Source organism: Paenibacillus sp. FSL H7-0357, from assembly GCF_000758525.1.
In the GTDB taxonomy this organism is placed as follows: domain Bacteria; phylum Bacillota; class Bacilli; order Paenibacillales; family Paenibacillaceae; genus Paenibacillus_AQ.
Window position 1 is genome coordinate 1,228,086 of sequence record NZ_CP009241.1, and the last position, 16,984, is coordinate 1,245,069.

The 16,984-nt window shown below is 51.1% G+C and carries 11 protein-coding genes; 7 read left to right on the forward strand and 4 right to left on the reverse strand.

Annotated features, from left to right (window positions below; all coding sequences use genetic code 11):
- Positions 1–205: 205 nt before the first annotated feature.
- From H70357_RS05425 to H70357_RS05445, 5 genes are all read left to right on the forward strand, one after another.
- Positions 206–787: a TetR/AcrR family transcriptional regulator gene (locus tag H70357_RS05425; RefSeq protein ID WP_038586643.1), complete on the forward strand. Its 582-nt coding sequence runs from the start codon at positions 206–208 to the stop codon at positions 785–787.
- A 227-nt stretch (positions 788–1,014) separates the two neighbouring features.
- Positions 1,015–3,369, forward strand: coding sequence for a YhgE/Pip domain-containing protein (locus H70357_RS05430; protein WP_038586645.1), 2,355 nt, complete (start codon positions 1,015–1,017; stop codon positions 3,367–3,369).
- 472 nt (positions 3,370–3,841) lie between these two features.
- On the forward strand, positions 3,842–8,437 hold the full coding sequence (gltB, locus tag H70357_RS05435; protein ID WP_038586647.1) for a glutamate synthase large subunit: 4,596 nt from the start codon (positions 3,842–3,844) through the stop codon (positions 8,435–8,437).
- A gap of 159 nt (positions 8,438–8,596) precedes the next feature.
- Positions 8,597–9,514 carry an ABC transporter ATP-binding protein gene (locus H70357_RS05440; RefSeq protein WP_038598699.1) on the forward strand — a complete coding sequence of 306 codons (918 nt, stop codon included), beginning with the start codon at positions 8,597–8,599 and terminating at the stop codon, positions 9,512–9,514.
- Positions 9,507–10,289: an ABC transporter permease gene (locus H70357_RS05445; protein WP_038586650.1), complete on the forward strand. Its 783-nt coding sequence runs from the start codon at positions 9,507–9,509 to the stop codon at positions 10,287–10,289. Before H70357_RS05440 ends, H70357_RS05445 begins: the two co-directional genes overlap by 8 nt.
- Before the next feature lie 75 nt (positions 10,290–10,364).
- Here H70357_RS05445 and H70357_RS05450 read toward each other — a convergent pair whose 3' ends face one another.
- Positions 10,365–10,814: a bactofilin family protein gene (locus tag H70357_RS05450; RefSeq protein ID WP_038586653.1), complete on the reverse strand. Its 450-nt coding sequence runs from the start codon at positions 10,812–10,814 to the stop codon at positions 10,365–10,367.
- 13 nt (positions 10,815–10,827) lie between these two features.
- On the reverse strand, positions 10,828–12,066 hold the full coding sequence (locus H70357_RS36865; RefSeq protein WP_052091841.1) for a M23 family metallopeptidase: 1,239 nt from the start codon (positions 12,064–12,066) through the stop codon (positions 10,828–10,830).
- A 315-nt stretch (positions 12,067–12,381) separates the two neighbouring features.
- On the opposite strand from H70357_RS36865, the gene cls reads away from it, so the two are divergent.
- Positions 12,382–13,812, forward strand: coding sequence for a cardiolipin synthase (cls, locus tag H70357_RS05460; RefSeq protein ID WP_038586656.1), 1,431 nt, complete (start codon positions 12,382–12,384; stop codon positions 13,810–13,812).
- A gap of 167 nt (positions 13,813–13,979) precedes the next feature.
- The gene (locus tag H70357_RS05465) at positions 13,980–14,888 is read left to right on the forward strand and encodes a YitT family protein (RefSeq protein ID WP_038586659.1); all 909 of its coding nucleotides are present in this window, start codon (positions 13,980–13,982) and stop codon (positions 14,886–14,888) included.
- A gap of 181 nt (positions 14,889–15,069) precedes the next feature.
- Here the strand turns inward: H70357_RS05465 and ligD are convergent, their stop codons facing one another.
- A complete protein-coding gene (gene ligD / locus H70357_RS05470; RefSeq protein WP_038586661.1) occupies positions 15,070–15,954 on the reverse strand; it encodes a non-homologous end-joining DNA ligase in 885 nt (294 codons plus the stop codon).
- A gap of 56 nt (positions 15,955–16,010) precedes the next feature.
- Positions 16,011–16,976: an ATP-dependent DNA ligase gene (locus tag H70357_RS05475; protein WP_038586664.1), complete on the reverse strand. Its 966-nt coding sequence runs from the start codon at positions 16,974–16,976 to the stop codon at positions 16,011–16,013.
- Positions 16,977–16,984: the final 8 nt, after the last annotated feature.

Sequence of the window (16,984 nt, forward strand, 5' to 3'; positions counted from 1 at the left end):
ACGAGACAGATGTTTCTTCTTACATTATACAGATAAGACGTAAATAGAAAGTTAAATCACTGCAATAAATTAAAAAAATATACATTGGTTAAAGTATTGCAAACGCGGAGGCATCATGTTAAAGTAAGTAATGACCGAATGACCGGATTAGTAAAATGGTCAAAATGCGGTTACAGCGATATTTCCGAGGAAAGGGAGTGTACGGGTGGCTGTGGTAGATCGAAGGCAGCAGGTGCTTAAAGCCGCGACGAAATGTTTTTCATTATTTGGCTATAAGGCAACTACAATGGATCAAGTCGCCAAGATTGCGAATGTGGGAAAAGGAACGATTTATACCTTTTTCACGAATAAGGAGCAGCTGTTCGATGAAATCCTGCGTGATGTCATTGTCGAAATGAAAAAAATCGCCGAGCGGGAAATCAAAAAGGATAAGCCTTTTTTTGATAACCTGCACAGGGTTCTGGATGCTTTGCTGGAATTTCGAAGCGAACACGAGCTGTTCATTAAGCTTTCCCAGGAAAGTCGCGATTTCGGAACGCCGCAGGCTGGTGAAGGACTCGACAAGATCGAGAGTGTTGTGCTTGACTATTTGAAACGGGAGGTGGAACAGGCGATTCGTCAAGGCGAAATCAAACCTTGCGACCCCAAGATCGTATCTGTTGTAATGTTTAGACTTTACATTGTGCTGACTGCTGAACTTAACAAGGTGCATGTGCCCTTGAACAAAGAGCAAATCAAACATTATTTTCACTTGTTCTTGTCCGAAGGGCTGGCAACAGCAAAGTAAGGTTTGGAGCTGGAATAGGGATGGCATCGTCAACCGTCTGCTTTCCCTGGATGTTCTTTTATTTAGGCGGCAGTGGTAACAAAAACCGGAAAGGTTTTTTTTTACCCCGGACTGACCAATTGGGGAAAATAGTCATATGGTATTACTGTAACTTTCAATACAATAGCAAGAATTGAAGATTCATAGCATTTTAAAAGAGAGCAAACGATTATAAGGAGAGAACCAGAATGAAATCTTTATCCGTGTTTTTCAAGGACCTTGGGGCAGTGCTGAAGAATCCTAAAGTGCTGATCCCAATGTTTGTTGTCCTATTCGTTCCGGTGCTGTACAGCGGGTTGTTCCTGAAAGCATTCTGGGATCCCTACGGTAAAATGAATGAACTGCCGGTCGCTGTCGTAAATGAAGATAAAGGTGCCGACTACGAAGGCTCAAAGCTAACTGCCGGGAATGACCTGATAGAAGAACTTAAGAAAACCGACGGGTTCGAATGGAATTTCGTAACCCGTGACCAGGCAGAAGCGGGAATTGACGACAGTACTTATTATATGGCGATCATTGTGCCTGAAGATTTTTCAGCAAATGCAACAACCCTGCTGGGTACTGATCCCCAGCCGGCCAAAATTATTTATGAACCGAACGAAGGCTTCAATTTCCTTGCCGGCCAAATTGGCGGAACTGCGGTAAAGGATATTAAGACAAAAGTATCGGCCAAAATAACAGAAGCTTATACAGAATCCGTATTCGATAAAATTACCAAGATCGCCAGCGGGCTTGGCGACGCCGGAGACGGCGCAACAAAAATTGCCGATGGCGCAAGCAAGCTGGATGACGGCGCGCTGAAGCTGAAGGATAATCTGGTAGTACTGACTGAGGGCACAGGTAAACTGCTCGATGGTGTAGCGCCGCTTACGAAAGGTGTGAGCGATCTGAACACGGGTGCCGCCGCCATACACAACGGCAGCAGCACACTGGCAGGCGGACTCCAGCAATTGTCTGCTGCACACAAGAAACTGCAGGCTGGTGTATCACAGACTGCAGCAGGCAGCAAGCAACTGAGTGAAGGTCTTAAGAAGACGGAAACCGGAGCAGCTTCACTTCAGGCTGGTACAGCATCAGCTGTAGAAGGTACGACTAAGCTTCAAGCTGGCACGAAGTCGGTTGTCGATGGCAGTGCTAAGCTGGAAGCGGGACTTACTTCTTCCGTCGAAGGCAGCGCCAAGCTGGAAGCCGGTCTGAAGGCTTCCAAGGATGGCAGCGCGAAAGTGAGCGCAGGAGCCAAAGCAGTGGCCGATGGCCTGCAGCAGCTGGCCAAATCGAATCCTCAGCTTGCAGCCAGCCCTGAGGTGCAAAAGCTGCTGGCTGCAAGTACGGCAGTCGCTCAAGGCAGCGCGCAGCTGGATCAAAGCCAGCAGCAACTCGTGGAAGGCGCATCAGCGCTCCACAGCGGGCAGGAGCAGCTTGTGCAGGGTGCAGGACAGCTGCATACCGGTTCTGAGCAGCTGGATGCTGGAGTCAGTCAGCTGCATGACGGAGCGCAGCAGCTGAATGCCGGTAGCACGCAGCTGCTGGAAGGACAAAAACAGCTCGTGGCCGGTGCAACGAAGCTGGAAACCGGCGGCACTACACTTGCCGCAGGAATGAAGCAGTTCGGCGCGAAGCTGGATGAAGCTGCAGCTGGCGGTGCGAAGCTGGCCGATGGCGGCAAGGCGCTGGAAGCCGGAACTTCGAAGCTGCTGAACGGAGCCGGACAGCTGAGCAGCGGTCTGACCTCTGTAGCCGATGGCTCGAAGAAGCTAAGCGCTGGAGCAGGCCAGCTGAAGGATGGTCTTGATGATCTGAAGGCCGGTTCAGGAGAACTTGCAACGAAGCTTGGCGATGCCGCATCACAGACCAGTTCGGTGAATAAGACCGACGCGTTGGTATCGATGTTCGCCCAGCCTGTGGAGATTGAAGAAGTTAAAGTGAATGCCGTGCCAAACTACGGCACAGGCTTTGCGCCTTACTTCCTGTCCCTTGGACTGTTTGTAGGTGCACTGATCAGCACGATTATTATTCCAATGCGCGATTCCGAAGTGATCGGTGCCAGCCGGTTCAACCGGTTTGTCAGCCGTACGCTTACATTCACGATGATGAGTGTGCTTCAGGCGCTGCTCGCTGCAGTTATTGTTCTGTACGGATTGGGTCTTGAAGTGCAGAATGTACCGCTCTTCTATGCATTTATCTTCATTACCAGTCTTGCCTTCATGTGGATGATCCAGGCGATTGTAACCTGGCTGGATCAGCCGGGACGTTTTGTGGCTATTGTCATCCTAATCTTCCAATTGACGACAAGTGCAGGTACGTTCCCGCTTGAATTGATTCCGAACTGGATGAAATTCTTCAATCCGCTTCTTCCTATGACCTACAGCGTCAGAGGATTCAAGGCAGTAATTTCCACGGGAGATACGGGTGTAATGTGGAACGATGCAGGACTGCTTGCGATCTACGGCCTTGTATTCCTGGCCCTTACGTTCACCTATTTCATGACCCGCAGTCATGAAAGTGAAGCTGCTATGAAAAGTGAACAAGTTTTGACTGTATAATCGGTTAATAGCAATAATATAACAATAAGCAGAGGACGCTCCTTAAGGGGGCGTTCTTTGCTTATTGCGGAAATGATATGCGACATTAAAATGACATGTTATGGAAAGAAAACGGAATAAGCGTTTTCATTGCATAAGAACTTATTCGGTTTTAATGCATAATTATACATTGTAAAGATTTTTTACGCTTTTATTCACTAAAGCTGTACCGCAAAAGCAATTGTTAATCAAACTCATAAAAAAGTTTAAATTGCGCTCATGTCAGGTCGATGATAAAATAATATAACCAATCTGCCTTGAATAATTATTAAGATTTTTCTCTGAAATATTTTCCTGTAAATATAATGTAAGTAGAGCTTTGCGCTTTGCTTTTTCCTTATATTTTTTGTGAAAGTGATGCCGCCATTATGCAGATCGGCAAGCGGGTTCTTCCGATGATAACTTCTACTTTATTATAGAAAGGTTGCGTACAATGAGACACACTGAACTGCCCGGCAAACAGGGCCTTTATGATCCCCAGTTCGAAAAAGATGCATGCGGCATGGGATTTGTTGCCCATATTAAAGGCACACCGTCCCATGATATTGTAAGTAACGCTTTGACTATGCTCTTCAATATGGAGCATCGGGGGGGCCAGGGTAGCGAGCCGAACTCCGGTGACGGAGCCGGCATCATGCTGCAAATTCCGCACCGTTTCTTTGCAGGGGAAGCCGCTAAGCTTGGCTTTGAACTGCCGGAGCAGGGCCGCTATGGCGTGGGTATGATCTTTCTGTCTCATAACGAGGAGATCCGGGCCCGCCACGAGGCGCTCTTGAGCGACATTATTGCAGAAGAAGGCCAAGAGGTGCTTGGCTATCGCGATGTGCCTACCTTTGACGAAATGCTGGGCAAAACTGCCAAGGCAGCGAAGCCTTATGTCCGTCAGGTATTCATCGGCCGTTCCGCAGGCGTCAAGGATGAATTGGCTTTTGAACGCAAGCTGTATGTAATCCGCAAACGCGCAGAACTTGCAATCCGCTATGGCGGTACCGAAGAGGGTGAGTCCTTCTACGTGCCAAGTATGTCCTGTCGTAAGATCGTATATAAAGGCATGCTCACAACTGAGCAGGTAGGCCAGTTCTATCTGGATCTGCAGAACAAAGAGCTGGAATCCGCGATTGCGCTTGTCCACTCCCGGTTCAGCACCAATACGTTCCCGAGCTGGGAGCGTGCCCATCCCTACCGTTTCATGATCCACAATGGTGAGATCAACACCCTGCGGGGGAATGTGAACTGGATGCACGCCCGCCAGTCTCTGTTCAAGAGTGAAGTATTCGGAGAAGACCTCAGCAAGATCAAGCCGGTTGTTAATCCGGACGGTTCCGATACCGCCATGTTCGACAATACGTTCGAGTTCCTGTATCTCAGCGGACGTTCCTTGCCGCATGTGGCCATGATGATGGTACCTGAGCCTTGGAGCAACCATGACAGCATGGATGAGCAGAAGAAGGCATTCTATGAATACCACAGCACCTTGATGGAGCCGTGGGACGGGCCTGCCGCGATGGGCTTCACCGACGGTGTGCAAATCGGAGCCATTCTTGACCGTAACGGCCTGCGTCCTGCCCGTTATTATGTAACCAAAGACGATATGATTATTTTATCCTCTGAAGCAGGAGTTCTTGATATTCCGGCAGAGAATGTACTATATAAAGACCGCCTGAGACCAGGCCGGATGCTGCTCGTGGATACGAAGCAGGGCCGGATTATTTCTGACGAAGAAGTGAAAGCGTCCATTGCTTCCGAGCAGCCTTACCGCCAATGGCTGGATGAGCATCTGATCGGACTTGACGAGCTTCCGGATGCACCTGAGCTGCCGAACCCGAAACATGACAATGTGCAGCAGCTGCAGCAATCCTTCGGCTATACCTTTGAGGATTTGCGCAAGGTGCTGGAGCCTATGGCTTCAACCGGCGCCGAAGCTGTCGGCTCCATGGGCTATGATGCTCCGCTGGCTGTGCTGTCGGATCGTCCGCAGCGTCTTTACAACTACTTTAAACAAATGTTCGCACAGGTAACCAATCCGCCGATTGATGCAATTCGCGAAGAATTGGTAACGTCAACTGCTACGACAATCGGACCGGAACGCAACCTGCTGAAACCAGAACCGGAGAGCTGTCGACAGATCTCCCTGGAATCGCCGATTTTATCGAATGAGGATTTCGCCAAGATCCGCCATGTCCGCCGTGCGGGCTTCAAATCGATGTCCATTCCGATTCTGTTCCCGGCTGAGCTTGGAGCGGAAGGACTGCGTATCGCACTTGAGCGCATGAATGAGGCTGCAGACCGCGTAATGGCCAAAGGACATAATATTCTTATTCTGTCCGACCGCGGTGTGGACCGCGAGAATGCGGCTATCCCGGCGCTGCTGGCTGTATCCAGCCTGCATCACCATCTGATCCGCTCGGGAACACGTACGAAGGTCAGCATTTTGCTGGAGTCCGGCGAACCCCGTGAAGTCCATCATTATGCGCTTCTTCTGGGCTATGGCGTAAGTGCGGTCAATCCGTATCTGGCCTTCGAAAGTCTGGATGACATGATCAGCCAGGGCCTGCTGCGCGGAATTTCGCATGAGAAGGCTGTGAAGAACTACATTAAGGCTGCGACAAAGAGCGTAGTGAAAATACTGTCCAAAATGGGTATCTCTACTATTCAATCGTACCGTGGCGCACAGATCTTTGAAGCTGTCGGACTGAATTCGGAATTCGTCGACCGTTACTTTACCTGGACGCCTTCCCGTATTGGCGGTATCGGCCTTGAAGAAGTGGCGGCAGAAGCGCTGATTCATCATAACCGCGCCTTCACCGACAAAGACGGCAACGATAAAGTGCTTGATTCCGGCGGCGAGTACCAATGGCGCAGCGACGGGGAAGAGCATCTGTTCAACCCGCAGACCATCCATCTGCTTCAGCACTCTGTGCGGAGCGGCGATTACAATATGTACAAGAAATATGCAGCACTTGTTCAGGGTGAAAGCGAGAAACATCAGACGCTGCGCTCCATGCTGCAATTCAAATCGACAAATCAGCCAGTTCCGCTGGAAGAGGTGGAACCGGCAGAATCAATTATGAAACGGTTCAAGACCGGTGCGATGTCCTTTGGTTCGATCAGTAAGGAAGCACATGAGACGCTGGCAATCGCCATGAACCGCATCGGCGGCAAGAGCAACACCGGTGAGGGCGGCGAAGATCCGGCACGCTTTATTCCGGACAGCAACGGTGATTCCCGCCGCAGTGCAATTAAACAGGTGGCATCGGGACGTTTCGGGGTGACTTCGAACTATCTCGTGAATGCGGATGAAATTCAGATCAAAATGGCACAGGGTGCCAAACCTGGTGAAGGCGGACAGCTGCCGGGCCGCAAGGTATATCCATGGGTTGCAGAAGTGCGCGGCTCCACAGCAGGCGTAGGTCTGATCTCACCGCCGCCGCATCATGATATTTATTCCATTGAGGATTTGGCAGAGCTGATCTACGATCTGAAGAATGCCAATCCGCGTGCCAGCATTAACGTGAAGCTCGTGTCTGAGGTAGGCGTTGGAACCATCGCTGCCGGTGTAGCCAAAGGCCGTGCCGATATCATTCTGATCAGCGGTTATGACGGAGGAACCGGCGCATCGCCGATGAACTCTATCCGCCATGCTGGTCTGCCTTGGGAGCTTGGTCTCGCTGAGACCCATCAGACACTGATGCTGAATAACCTCCGCGACCGTGTCGTGCTCGAGACAGACGGCAAAATGCTTAGTGGCCGTGACCTGGCAGTAGCAGTATTGCTGGGTGCTGAAGAATATGGATTCGCTACTGCGCCGCTTGTAGCTGTAGGCTGCATCATGATGCGGGTGTGCCAGATGGATACCTGTCCGGTCGGTGTAGCAACACAGAATCCGGATCTGCGTAAGAACTTTACAGGCGATCCACAGCATGTTGTTAACTTCATGACGTTCGTGGCGCAGGATCTGCGTGAGATTATGGCTGAGCTTGGTTTCCGCACCATTGAAGAAATGGTTGGACGCACCGATTGCCTCGACGCCGTACGCGCTTCGAGTCATTGGAAGAAGAAAGGCGTCGATCTGAGCAGCCTGCTTCATACTCCGGCAATGCCGGAAGGAAGCACACGTTTCCGCAGCAAACGCCAGAACCATGGTCTTGAAGAAACGCTCGACGTTTCGAAGCTGCTGGAGCTGGCCGCACCTGCATTGGAATTCGGTACGGTGGTTGAAGCTTCACTGCCAATCACGAACGTGAACCGTGCGGTAGGAACGATTCTGGGCAGCGAACTGACGCGCAAATATGGTGCGGCAGGTCTGCCAGATGATACGATCCGCCTGCATTTCAGCGGATCTGCCGGACAAAGTCTGGGCGCGTTCATGCCGAAGGGGATTACGATTACAGTCGAAGGCGACTCCAATGACTATGTGGGCAAAGGGCTGTCCGGCGGCAAGCTGATTATTAAGCCATCGCCGAAGGCAACCTTCGCTGCTGAGGACAATATTATTATCGGGAATACGGCGCTTTACGGAGCGACCGGCGGCGAAGCTTACATCAGCGGCATCGCCGGCGAACGGTTTGCCGTCCGCAACTCCGGTGCGAATGTCGTCGTTGAAGGCGTGGGCGACCATGGCTGTGAATATATGACCGGTGGACGCGTAGTTGTGCTCGGTGAAACCGGCCGCAACTTTGCAGCGGGGATGTCAGGCGGTATCGCTTATGTATACGATCCGAACAACAACTTCATCAAACGCTGCAACCTGGAAATGGTGCTTCTGGAGCGGGTCGAAGAACCGGACGAAATCGCTGAACTGCACAGTCTGATTGCCCGTCATACGGAGCTTACTAACAGTGCTGCGGGAAGACGGATTCTGGATGGCTGGGAAGCGGCTCTGCCGAATTTTGCCCGTGTGATTCCAAAGGATTACAAACGGATGATGGAGCAAATTCGCAAAGTTGAGCAAACCGGCTTGACTGGCGAAGCTGCCCTAATGGCAGCCTTTGAAGCCAACATGCGTGAGCTTGCCCGTGTCGGTGGCTAATCTTTAAGCAATTGTCGAAGAACAAGGGACCGTATCCTTTTGTAATGAAGGGGTACGGTCCTTTATTATGTAATGTATTTTTCTTGATTTTCATGAAAAAGGTAAGTTGTGGTAATATAGTAATGCAAACTAATGAAAGGAAGTGAAATAATGCCAAATATGGCAGAAGTGTCGAAGCCTGTAGCCAGCCTAATGGGCGTCACCAAAAAAATAGGTTCCAAAACGCTGGTCAGCAATTTAACGCTGGACATTCCGTCCGGTCAAATTTTTGGGTTTCTTGGACCGAACGGCGCCGGGAAAACGACGACGATTCGCATGATGGTAGGGCTTATTTCGATCAGCCAGGGAGACATTCTGATCTGCGGCCGCAGCATCAAGGATCATTTCGAAGAAGCGGTAGCCAATATCGGTGCCATTGTTGAGAATCCTGAGATGTATAAGTTCTTGACCGGATACCAGAATTTGCGCCAGTATGCGCGCATGGTGCCGGGTGTAGACAAGCAGCGGATCAATGAGGTTGTGGAGCTCGTCGGGCTTGGACAGAGAATTCATGATAAAGTAAAAACCTATTCTCTGGGCATGCGCCAGCGGCTTGGTGTCGCTCAGGCCCTGCTGCATCGGCCGAAGCTGCTGATTCTGGATGAGCCGACAAACGGGCTTGATCCGCAAGGGATCCGTGAGCTTCGCGATTATTTGCGCCGTCTTTGCCAAGATGAGGGAACAACGGTGTTTGTCTCCAGCCATTTGTTGTCCGAAATGGAGCTGATGTGCGACAGTGTCGCAATTATCCAGAATGGCCGGCTTGTAGATGTGAAACAGCTGAAGACAGTGGGAGACGCAGTGATGCCAGCTGGGGAAACACTGTTTGAGGTGAGCGATCCGGAAGCGGCGTTTAGCCTGATTGGCCGTGGAGTATTGAGAGAAGGCGGTCTGGCCGTCGTGGCGAGCCGTGAGGAAGTGGCCGAACTGAATGCGAAGCTAGTGGCAGGCGGCATCAAGGTCTACAGCATCAAGGCGCTGTCCCGCTCACTGGAAGATCAATTCTTGGAAATTACAGGAGGTGAAGGCATTGGGTGAGTTCGCTGCTCTCATACATAATGAGAATATCAAGATTTACAGCCGTGTTCGTACATGGATTATGTTGTTCATTCTGGCTTTAATGAGTGCGCTGTTTCCGGCACTGTTCTATTTTACCAGCAGTGGTGATATGTCCAGGATGGGACTATGGGAGAGCTTTCAGACGACCGTGAGCGTTGCCTTTTTCCTGAATACGATCTTCACGGTTGTAGTTGCATCCGACTCCGTGGCGGGCGAATTTTCCTGGGGAACAATCAAGCTTTTGCTGATTCGCCCGTGGAGCCGCTCCAAAATACTGCTCTCAAAATATATTTCCATGATCCTCTTTAGTCTGCTCAGCACAGCAATATTAATTGCTTTCGCTTATGGTTCGTCATTGATCTTCTCCTCTTCAGCGGAAGCGTCTAACTTCGGAAATTGGAGTCCGGTTGAATACTCCTTCCTCGATGTGCTCTGCCGCTATGTTGAGCTGTTTCTAACCGCTGCGCTTGCCTTTATGGTATCCAGTGTCTTCCGGGCAAGCGGACTGGCGATCGGTCTGTCTTTGTTTATTATGTTTACCAAAAATTTATTTATCGTCATCTTTAGCCCGGAAAGGTATGAGTGGGCTAAGTATCTGATCTTTACCCACATGGATTTGCGGGGATATATATTGAGCGATGCCGGTCCTGGCGGTGTAACCCTTGGGTTCTCTGCCGCCGTGCTGGCTGTATATTATCTGCTGTTTCTGGCGGTTTCCTGGATCGTGTTCCGTAAAAGGGATGTCGCCGCTTAAGACCGTACGTAGATGGAATGTGAGGCGGGTGCACATGGGAAGCTGCGGGAATGAGCCTAGACAGGTTCAAACCGTTTAGCCGGCTTCCAGCTTGCTCTGCGCCTTGGAGGCACGTTTACCTGCCTTGCCCTTATTCTTATCCTCCTGCAGTCCGCCCGCTTTCTCCGGGGCGGGCTGTTCTGCCATGCCTATGGAACCGTTAAGCACACTTCCCTCCATAATGCTGAGCGTCCCTGCAAGGATGTTGCCGTGGAGTTGTCCGGTTCCAGTCATGGTGAGGCGGCGGTCGGCGGTAACATCGCCGAACACTTTGCCGGCTATAATGATCTCCTGAGCTTTAATGCTGGAACGGACCGTTCCTTGTTCACCTACGGTCACTGTCCCCTGGCACTGAATTTCCCCGCTGAAATTGCCTTCAATCCGCAAGTTGGTATCACACTGCACCTTGCCCTCCAGTGTACCTCCAAGACCGATCAGCGAGTCAGTAGACTTAAAGGATGCCTGCTGCTTTGGTTTATTCCACACTATTAATTCCTCCTTAGGGTTTTACATAATTGAGCGGATTCACCGCCTTGTTCTGTTTTACCACCTGAAAATGAAGATGGGGACCTGTACTGCGCCCCGTATTGCCCAGCATTCCGATTTGCTCGCCTTTGTTCACCTTGTCACCGGCTTTGACGGTCATTCCGTTCAAATGCATATACCAGGTCTCCAGCCCGTTCGGATGCTCGATAATAATGTATTTTCCTCTTGCACCCATCTGATCGGAGGCGGTGACCACACCGGCCATTGCTGCATAGACAGGATCACCGATATCACCGGCAATATCAATGCCGGAATGATAGGCGGAAACGCCCTTGAAAGGGTCGGAGCGGTAGCCGAAGCTTGAGGTGATCACATTGGAATGGGTGGGCCAGATCACGGCCGGTGCCAAGCGGGCTTTTTCGGCGAGCGCTTTTTTGGCCTGAAGGTTGGCTTGAACGCTGTTTGCCCTCTCGGCCTGGGTAATCGTGGTGGAGATGCTGTTCACCATCTCTTCAAGCATGCTGCGGATTTCGGCAAAATCGTCTTTAGTTTGCCGGACCAGCTCCAAGGGATCCTCCTGATAGACCGCGATATATTCACCGCCTACCTGTGGGGTTACCTTACTGCCTAGTACCGATGAAAGCGCACCGATCCGGTAGCTTACACCGGACAGCGAAGAAGGATTGGAAGCCGCTGCAGCAGCCGTGAAATTCACACCTTTTAGCGCTGTTGCAACGGCTGGAGCAGATCCGTCTACGGTATCCAATGAAGCAGTGGCATGAGAGAGCGTCCCTGATGACGCATTGGAGGAGGATGTCTTTTCGGTATCGGAGTCTGTGCCTGTACCTTTACCTGAGTCTGTTCCAGTGGTAGAACTGCTCTCCTTGTCAATCAGCGACTGGAGCTGCGCTTCCAGCTCACTGACACTTTTTAGCTTGTCTTTGATGTTCTCGGCCTCCTCCGACAGCTCAGTCAGCTGACTGCGGAGCTGCTGGAGTGTCTGGTCCTTGTCGGCGACCTTCATTTCCATTCGAAGATTAGTCAGGGATAGCGCTGCTGCTTCCGATTCCAGCTCCGCAATCGAGCGGGAGGCATGAAAATGCATGGAGGTGACCAGACTGGAGATAGACAGGGCGGCTGCGGCCGGGAGGGCCAGGGCAAGCGGCCTCGATAGCTGAAGTTGTCTGACCGGACGTCCGGCTTCGCGGACGACGAGCAGTGTAATCCGGTTATGATCGGGCTGACTCTTCATAGCTACTCCTTTCTGCGGCTTGTGCAGCCGCCTCGTGGTAACTAAAACTCCGTGCCTGCGAGTGTTGGCTATTAAATGGGCTCATCCGAATTGTCCTACTACTCTATGTATTCCAGGCCTTTGGTGAACATGACAACGGTTTGGTTGAATAAAGAAGGAGAGTTACGGCAAAACCTGTACTAGAATTGGCTTGGGTGCAGCTAATTCCCGGTTTTTCATGGTGAACAAAGTGATGCGGGTACCAAAGCCCGAAACCCGGCTTGTACGAAGCTCAGGCAGGAGACAGCTATTATAGACTTTCAGGAGGTGTGCGCCTTGAGAATATTTGCAATTATTTTATGCCTTTTTATTCTGCAGATTGCCGTAATACTGCTGCTGGAGCACCGCCGTCCGCAAAGAGCGCTGGCCTGGCTGTTTATTACATTCTGTTGTCCGCCTGCCGGGCTGTTGTTCTATTATTTTTTGGGCCATGATTATTGGCAGAACCGCAGGATCGGCAAACGCTGCACGCCGCTGCTTCGTGAAATTCGCGCCCATGTCTCCGGCAAAATTCAGATCGTGAAAAATACGTCAGATATCGGCAACCCGGAGTTTGAAGGCTGCGATGAACTGCTGCATCTGCTCTCCGGGCTCTCGGAAAGTCCAGTTACCGGACGCAATAAGTGCCGGATACTTTCCAGCGGCCAAGAAGCCTATGAGGATATGCTGGAAGCGATGGAAACGGCGCGGGAGAATATCCATCTGGAGTTTTATATTTTTCGGGATGATGTCACCGGTGAGCGGTTTCAAGAAGTCATGATCCGTAAGTGCCGCCAGGGGGTTAAAGTGCGTCTGCTATGCGACGGTCTCGGCAGTCATAAGCTGAGCCGCAGATTTATCCGCACCTTAAAAAATGCGGGCGTAGAGGTCCATTTCTTTCTGCCGCCACTGACCTCACTCATGGACCGCCGCTTTAATTACCGCAATCACCGCAAAATTCTGGTTGTTGATGGTCTAATAGGATATACGGGCGGATTGAATGTCGGGGATGATTATCTGGGCAAGGATCCCAAGCTGGGCTACTGGCGGGATACCCACCTGCGGCTAGAAGGAGATGCAGTTTATAATCTGCAATACGTGTTCCTCAAGGATTGGAGATTGGCGGCAGGAGACGCCCTGAGCCATCCCCGCTTTTTTCCAAAGCACAGCTGTGAGGAACAGGAGTCTGTGCTGATTGTGGCAAGCGGGCCGGATGGAGCAATAGATGCCTCACTGGAGATGTATTTTGCCGCATTGTGTGCAGCCAGGCAGCGAATCTGGATTGCTTCACCGTATTTCATTCCCGATCCGACGATTTGCCGGGCCCTTAAGAATGCTGTGCTCAGCGGTGTGGATGTGAGAATTATCATTCCTGCCACACCAGACAACAGGCTGGTTTATAATGCTTCTTTATCCTATCTGGAGAATCTGCAGGATGCCGGGGTGAAATTCTACCGCTACAAGAAGGGATTTATGCATGCCAAAGTCATGATCATAGACGATCTGCTGGCTACTGTGGGCAGTGCCAATCTGGACATGCGCAGCTTCTACTCCAACTTCGAGCTTACCGCGGTGCTGCTCCAGCCGGAGATCATTAATTCGCTTAAGTCAGCGTTCCAGAATGATCTCAAGCATAGCGAATTTATTGACCCTGCAAAATTTAGCAGGAGGGGACGAAATGTCAAGTTGATTCAAGGGCTCTGTCAGCTGCTTTCGCCGCTATTATGACGGAAAAAGGGTCAAAACCCTAACTTTTCGAAGGCGCGAACATGTTCCGTTCCTTATTTTAGCTTCTTTTATGATATAATATAGGTATAAGAAGAAATTTAAGAAAGTATAGCTTAACAATTATGCTTTCGATTATTCTTGTTTATACTTTTTATAGGGGGAGTTCTATGACTGTAAGCCAAAAAGTCTTTACGAGTGAGGAACAGAAGAAACCGCAGAAGTCGGGGGCTTTGAAGACCGCCAGACTGGCCCAGCGGATTATTATGATGGTGCTCGGGGCGGGTATGATGTCTGTTGCACTGGAGATTTTTCTTGTTCCCAATCAGTTGATTGACGGCGGAATTACGGGTATTTCTATTATGCTGTCCGATATTTTTGACATCCCGCTCGGGATTTTGCTGACGCTGCTTAACTTGCCGTTTCTGGTTATAGGTTATAAGCAGATTGGCAAAACCTTTGCCTTATCCACATTATTTTCCGTAGTAGTAATGTCCATCGGTACTCAGCTGCTCCATCCTGTAAATCCCATAACGGTGGAACCGCTGCTTGCCGCAGTGTTTGGGGGCGTCATTCTCGGCGTGGGTGTAGGACTCGTTGTACGTTACGGGGGATCACTTGATGGTACAGAGATTGTCGCCATTCTCGTGTCTAAGAAGCTGCCGTTTTCCGTAGGTGAGGTAGTTATGTTTTTCAACCTGTTTATTCTTTCAAGCGCAGGTTTCGTGTTCGGCTGGAATAATGCGATGTTTTCTCTAATTGCTTACTATATTGCGTTTAAGCTGATTGATATTACGCTTGAGGGGCTTGATCAATCCAAGTCGGTATGGATTATCAGCGATAAATTCCGTGATATCGGCGAAGCGCTGACCGAGCGTCTGGGACGCGGCGTTACCTATCTTGATGGGGAAGGCGGCTTCTCCGGTGAGAACAAGAAAGTGATCTTTGTGGTAATCACCCGTTTGGAAGAAGCCAAACTGAAGTCGATTGTTGAGGATTGGGATTCCGATGCCTTTATCGCAATTGGCAATATCCATGATGTTAAAGGCGGCCGCTTTAAGAAAAAATCAATCCACTAGCGATTCTCACAACCTGAACGCTATCCGAAGGAAGGTATATTTACGAAAGTCAGAGTAATCAATAGGGCGGTTGCGTTTGGCAGCGCCGTATTCTCATATATAATACCTTCCGTCCAAAAGCTGGACGCCTGATAAGCCCGCAGCCTGAAAAGGCAGTTGCGGGCTTATTGCTGTTTCAGAATCAAGGGAGCCGGGAGATAATGTTCTCTACCGGCTGAGGCGGTACACCAACAATTAAATCGCCCATGCGGCTGAGGCGTTCCTCAATATTCAGCAGATGAAAATCTGCAGGGGAGACATTGCGCTGCACCTCTTCCCATAAGAGGGGAGTAGAAACAGTGGCCAGCGGTCTGGCACGCGGTGTATAAGGAGCGGCAAGGGTTTTGCCTCCGTAGTGCTGAAGATAATCAAAATAAATTTTGTCGCCGCGGTGTTTCTTCAGCCGCTCCAGGGTGAACAGATCGGGACGTTTCTCGGTGACATAACGTCCCACAAAATGCCCGATCTTGCGCAAGTCATCGAAAGTAACACCAGGCCGGATAGGAATGATGATCTGCACACCTGTGGCCCCCGAAGTCTTCGGAACGGAAGCCAGTCCCAGCGATTTCAGCACTTCACCGACAGTGGCGGCCGCTTCCATGATCCGCGGCTCCACCTCAAGGGAGGGATCAAGATCAATCATCCATTCACAGGGAAGCCCGCTTCCCGCATAATGCAGGGAAGGGTGAAACTCCAGTGCAGCCAGATTGCCCAGCCAGAGCAGCTCCGGCAAGCCCTGAAGCACGATATAGTTGATTTTGTCCTGTACCGCCGTTCGGACAAAGTCCGGCAGGGGGTCCGGGGCGTTTTTTTGATAAAACGACATGCCGGAAATGCCGTGGGGGTAGCGAATTACCGTCAGCAGCCGGTCCCGGCAATAGCGCAGTAAATAAGGGGAGAGTGCGGCCAGCTTTTCCAGATAGATCCGTTTGGTAATCCCTGCCTCGGGCCATAATGGTTTATCGGGGTTCGTTATCGTAATTTCTTGTCCGGCTACAGTAATGGAGCCTTTGATTGTTGCCGGCATGCCGGATCTCCTCCCTTCCCTTCCTCGTACATAGCTGCAGCGCACACTTTTTGCGCTTAATCCCTTGTTTCTAATTGCCCCTTCTGCTCTATCCGGCAAGACTGCGGCGGCAAATCCACTTGTGCCTGAATGACTGGTTGGCGAAAGGTACCCGAGCTGTTCCATTCCAAAAAATGAAGCTTGAAGACCAGCTCGGGCTTGATCCATACCGCATCCTTGCTGCGCTGGGGCAGGGCTGCAAAAGGCATCTTCGGGACGGTGAGGCGGTGGGCTGCCGCAGTCACGTTCCGCCAATCCGCCGCCGTCATTCTGCCCGCACCGGCATGACCGATGTAATGCAGCTTACCTTCGTCGTCGTACAGGCCGAAGAGCAGCGCATTTACAATCCCGTCACGAAAGGTTACCCCGCCGGCGACAGCAGTTACATCGGAAATGATTTTCCGCTTCTGCCAGCGTTTGTCCTTCCCTCCCGGCGCGTAAGTACTATTCACGTCCTTGCATACGATGCCTTCCAGACTGCCGCTTTGGGCTGCGGAGAACAGCTCCGCCGGATTGGCATAGCTCGGCACATTCTGGACATGGGGATGGGGCAGCAGCATTTCATTTAAGTACTGCTGCCTCCGGGATAGGGGCTGATCAAGCAGCCATAGTCCGTTGCAATATAGGATGTCAAACACCATATATAGAACCGGAACCTGCGGTCTAACCGCCCGGATGGCAGCTTCATTCTTCAGGCTGTCGCGGCGCATGACCTCATGAAAGGAAGGTTTGCCGGCACTGAGCGCAATGACTTCTCCGTCCAGGATAAAAGAGCCGGCCCGGCAATAGCTGCGGGGCTCGGCCAGCTCGGGATACTGCGGCGTGCGGCGGTTGCCCCGGCGGTTAATGAGCTCTGCATGGCTGCCATCGTAATAAGAAAGCATGCGCACACCGTCCCATTTGATTTGTGCGATCCACTCGCCGCCGGACGGAAGCTGCGCGGCCAGTACAGGCTCAAATGGAATGACTGGCTGCAGCTTCATAGCAACCC

Coding starts and splice junctions, on each gene's coding strand:
- H70357_RS05430 (WP_038586645.1), top strand. CDS start 1,015: ATGAAATCTTTATCCGTGTTTTTCAAGGACCTTGGGGCAGTGCTGAAG.
- H70357_RS36865 (WP_052091841.1), bottom strand. CDS start 12,066: ATGAAGAGTCAGCCCGATCATAACCGGATTACACTGCTCGTCGTCCGC.
- ligD (WP_038586661.1), bottom strand. CDS start 15,954: ATGCCGGCAACAATCAAAGGCTCCATTACTGTAGCCGGACAAGAAATT.
- H70357_RS05440 (WP_038598699.1), top strand. CDS start 8,597: ATGGCAGAAGTGTCGAAGCCTGTAGCCAGCCTAATGGGCGTCACCAAA.
- gltB (WP_038586647.1), top strand. CDS start 3,842: ATGAGACACACTGAACTGCCCGGCAAACAGGGCCTTTATGATCCCCAG.
- H70357_RS05465 (WP_038586659.1), top strand. CDS start 13,980: ATGACTGTAAGCCAAAAAGTCTTTACGAGTGAGGAACAGAAGAAACCG.
- H70357_RS05475 (WP_038586664.1), bottom strand. CDS start 16,976: ATGAAGCTGCAGCCAGTCATTCCATTTGAGCCTGTACTGGCCGCGCAG.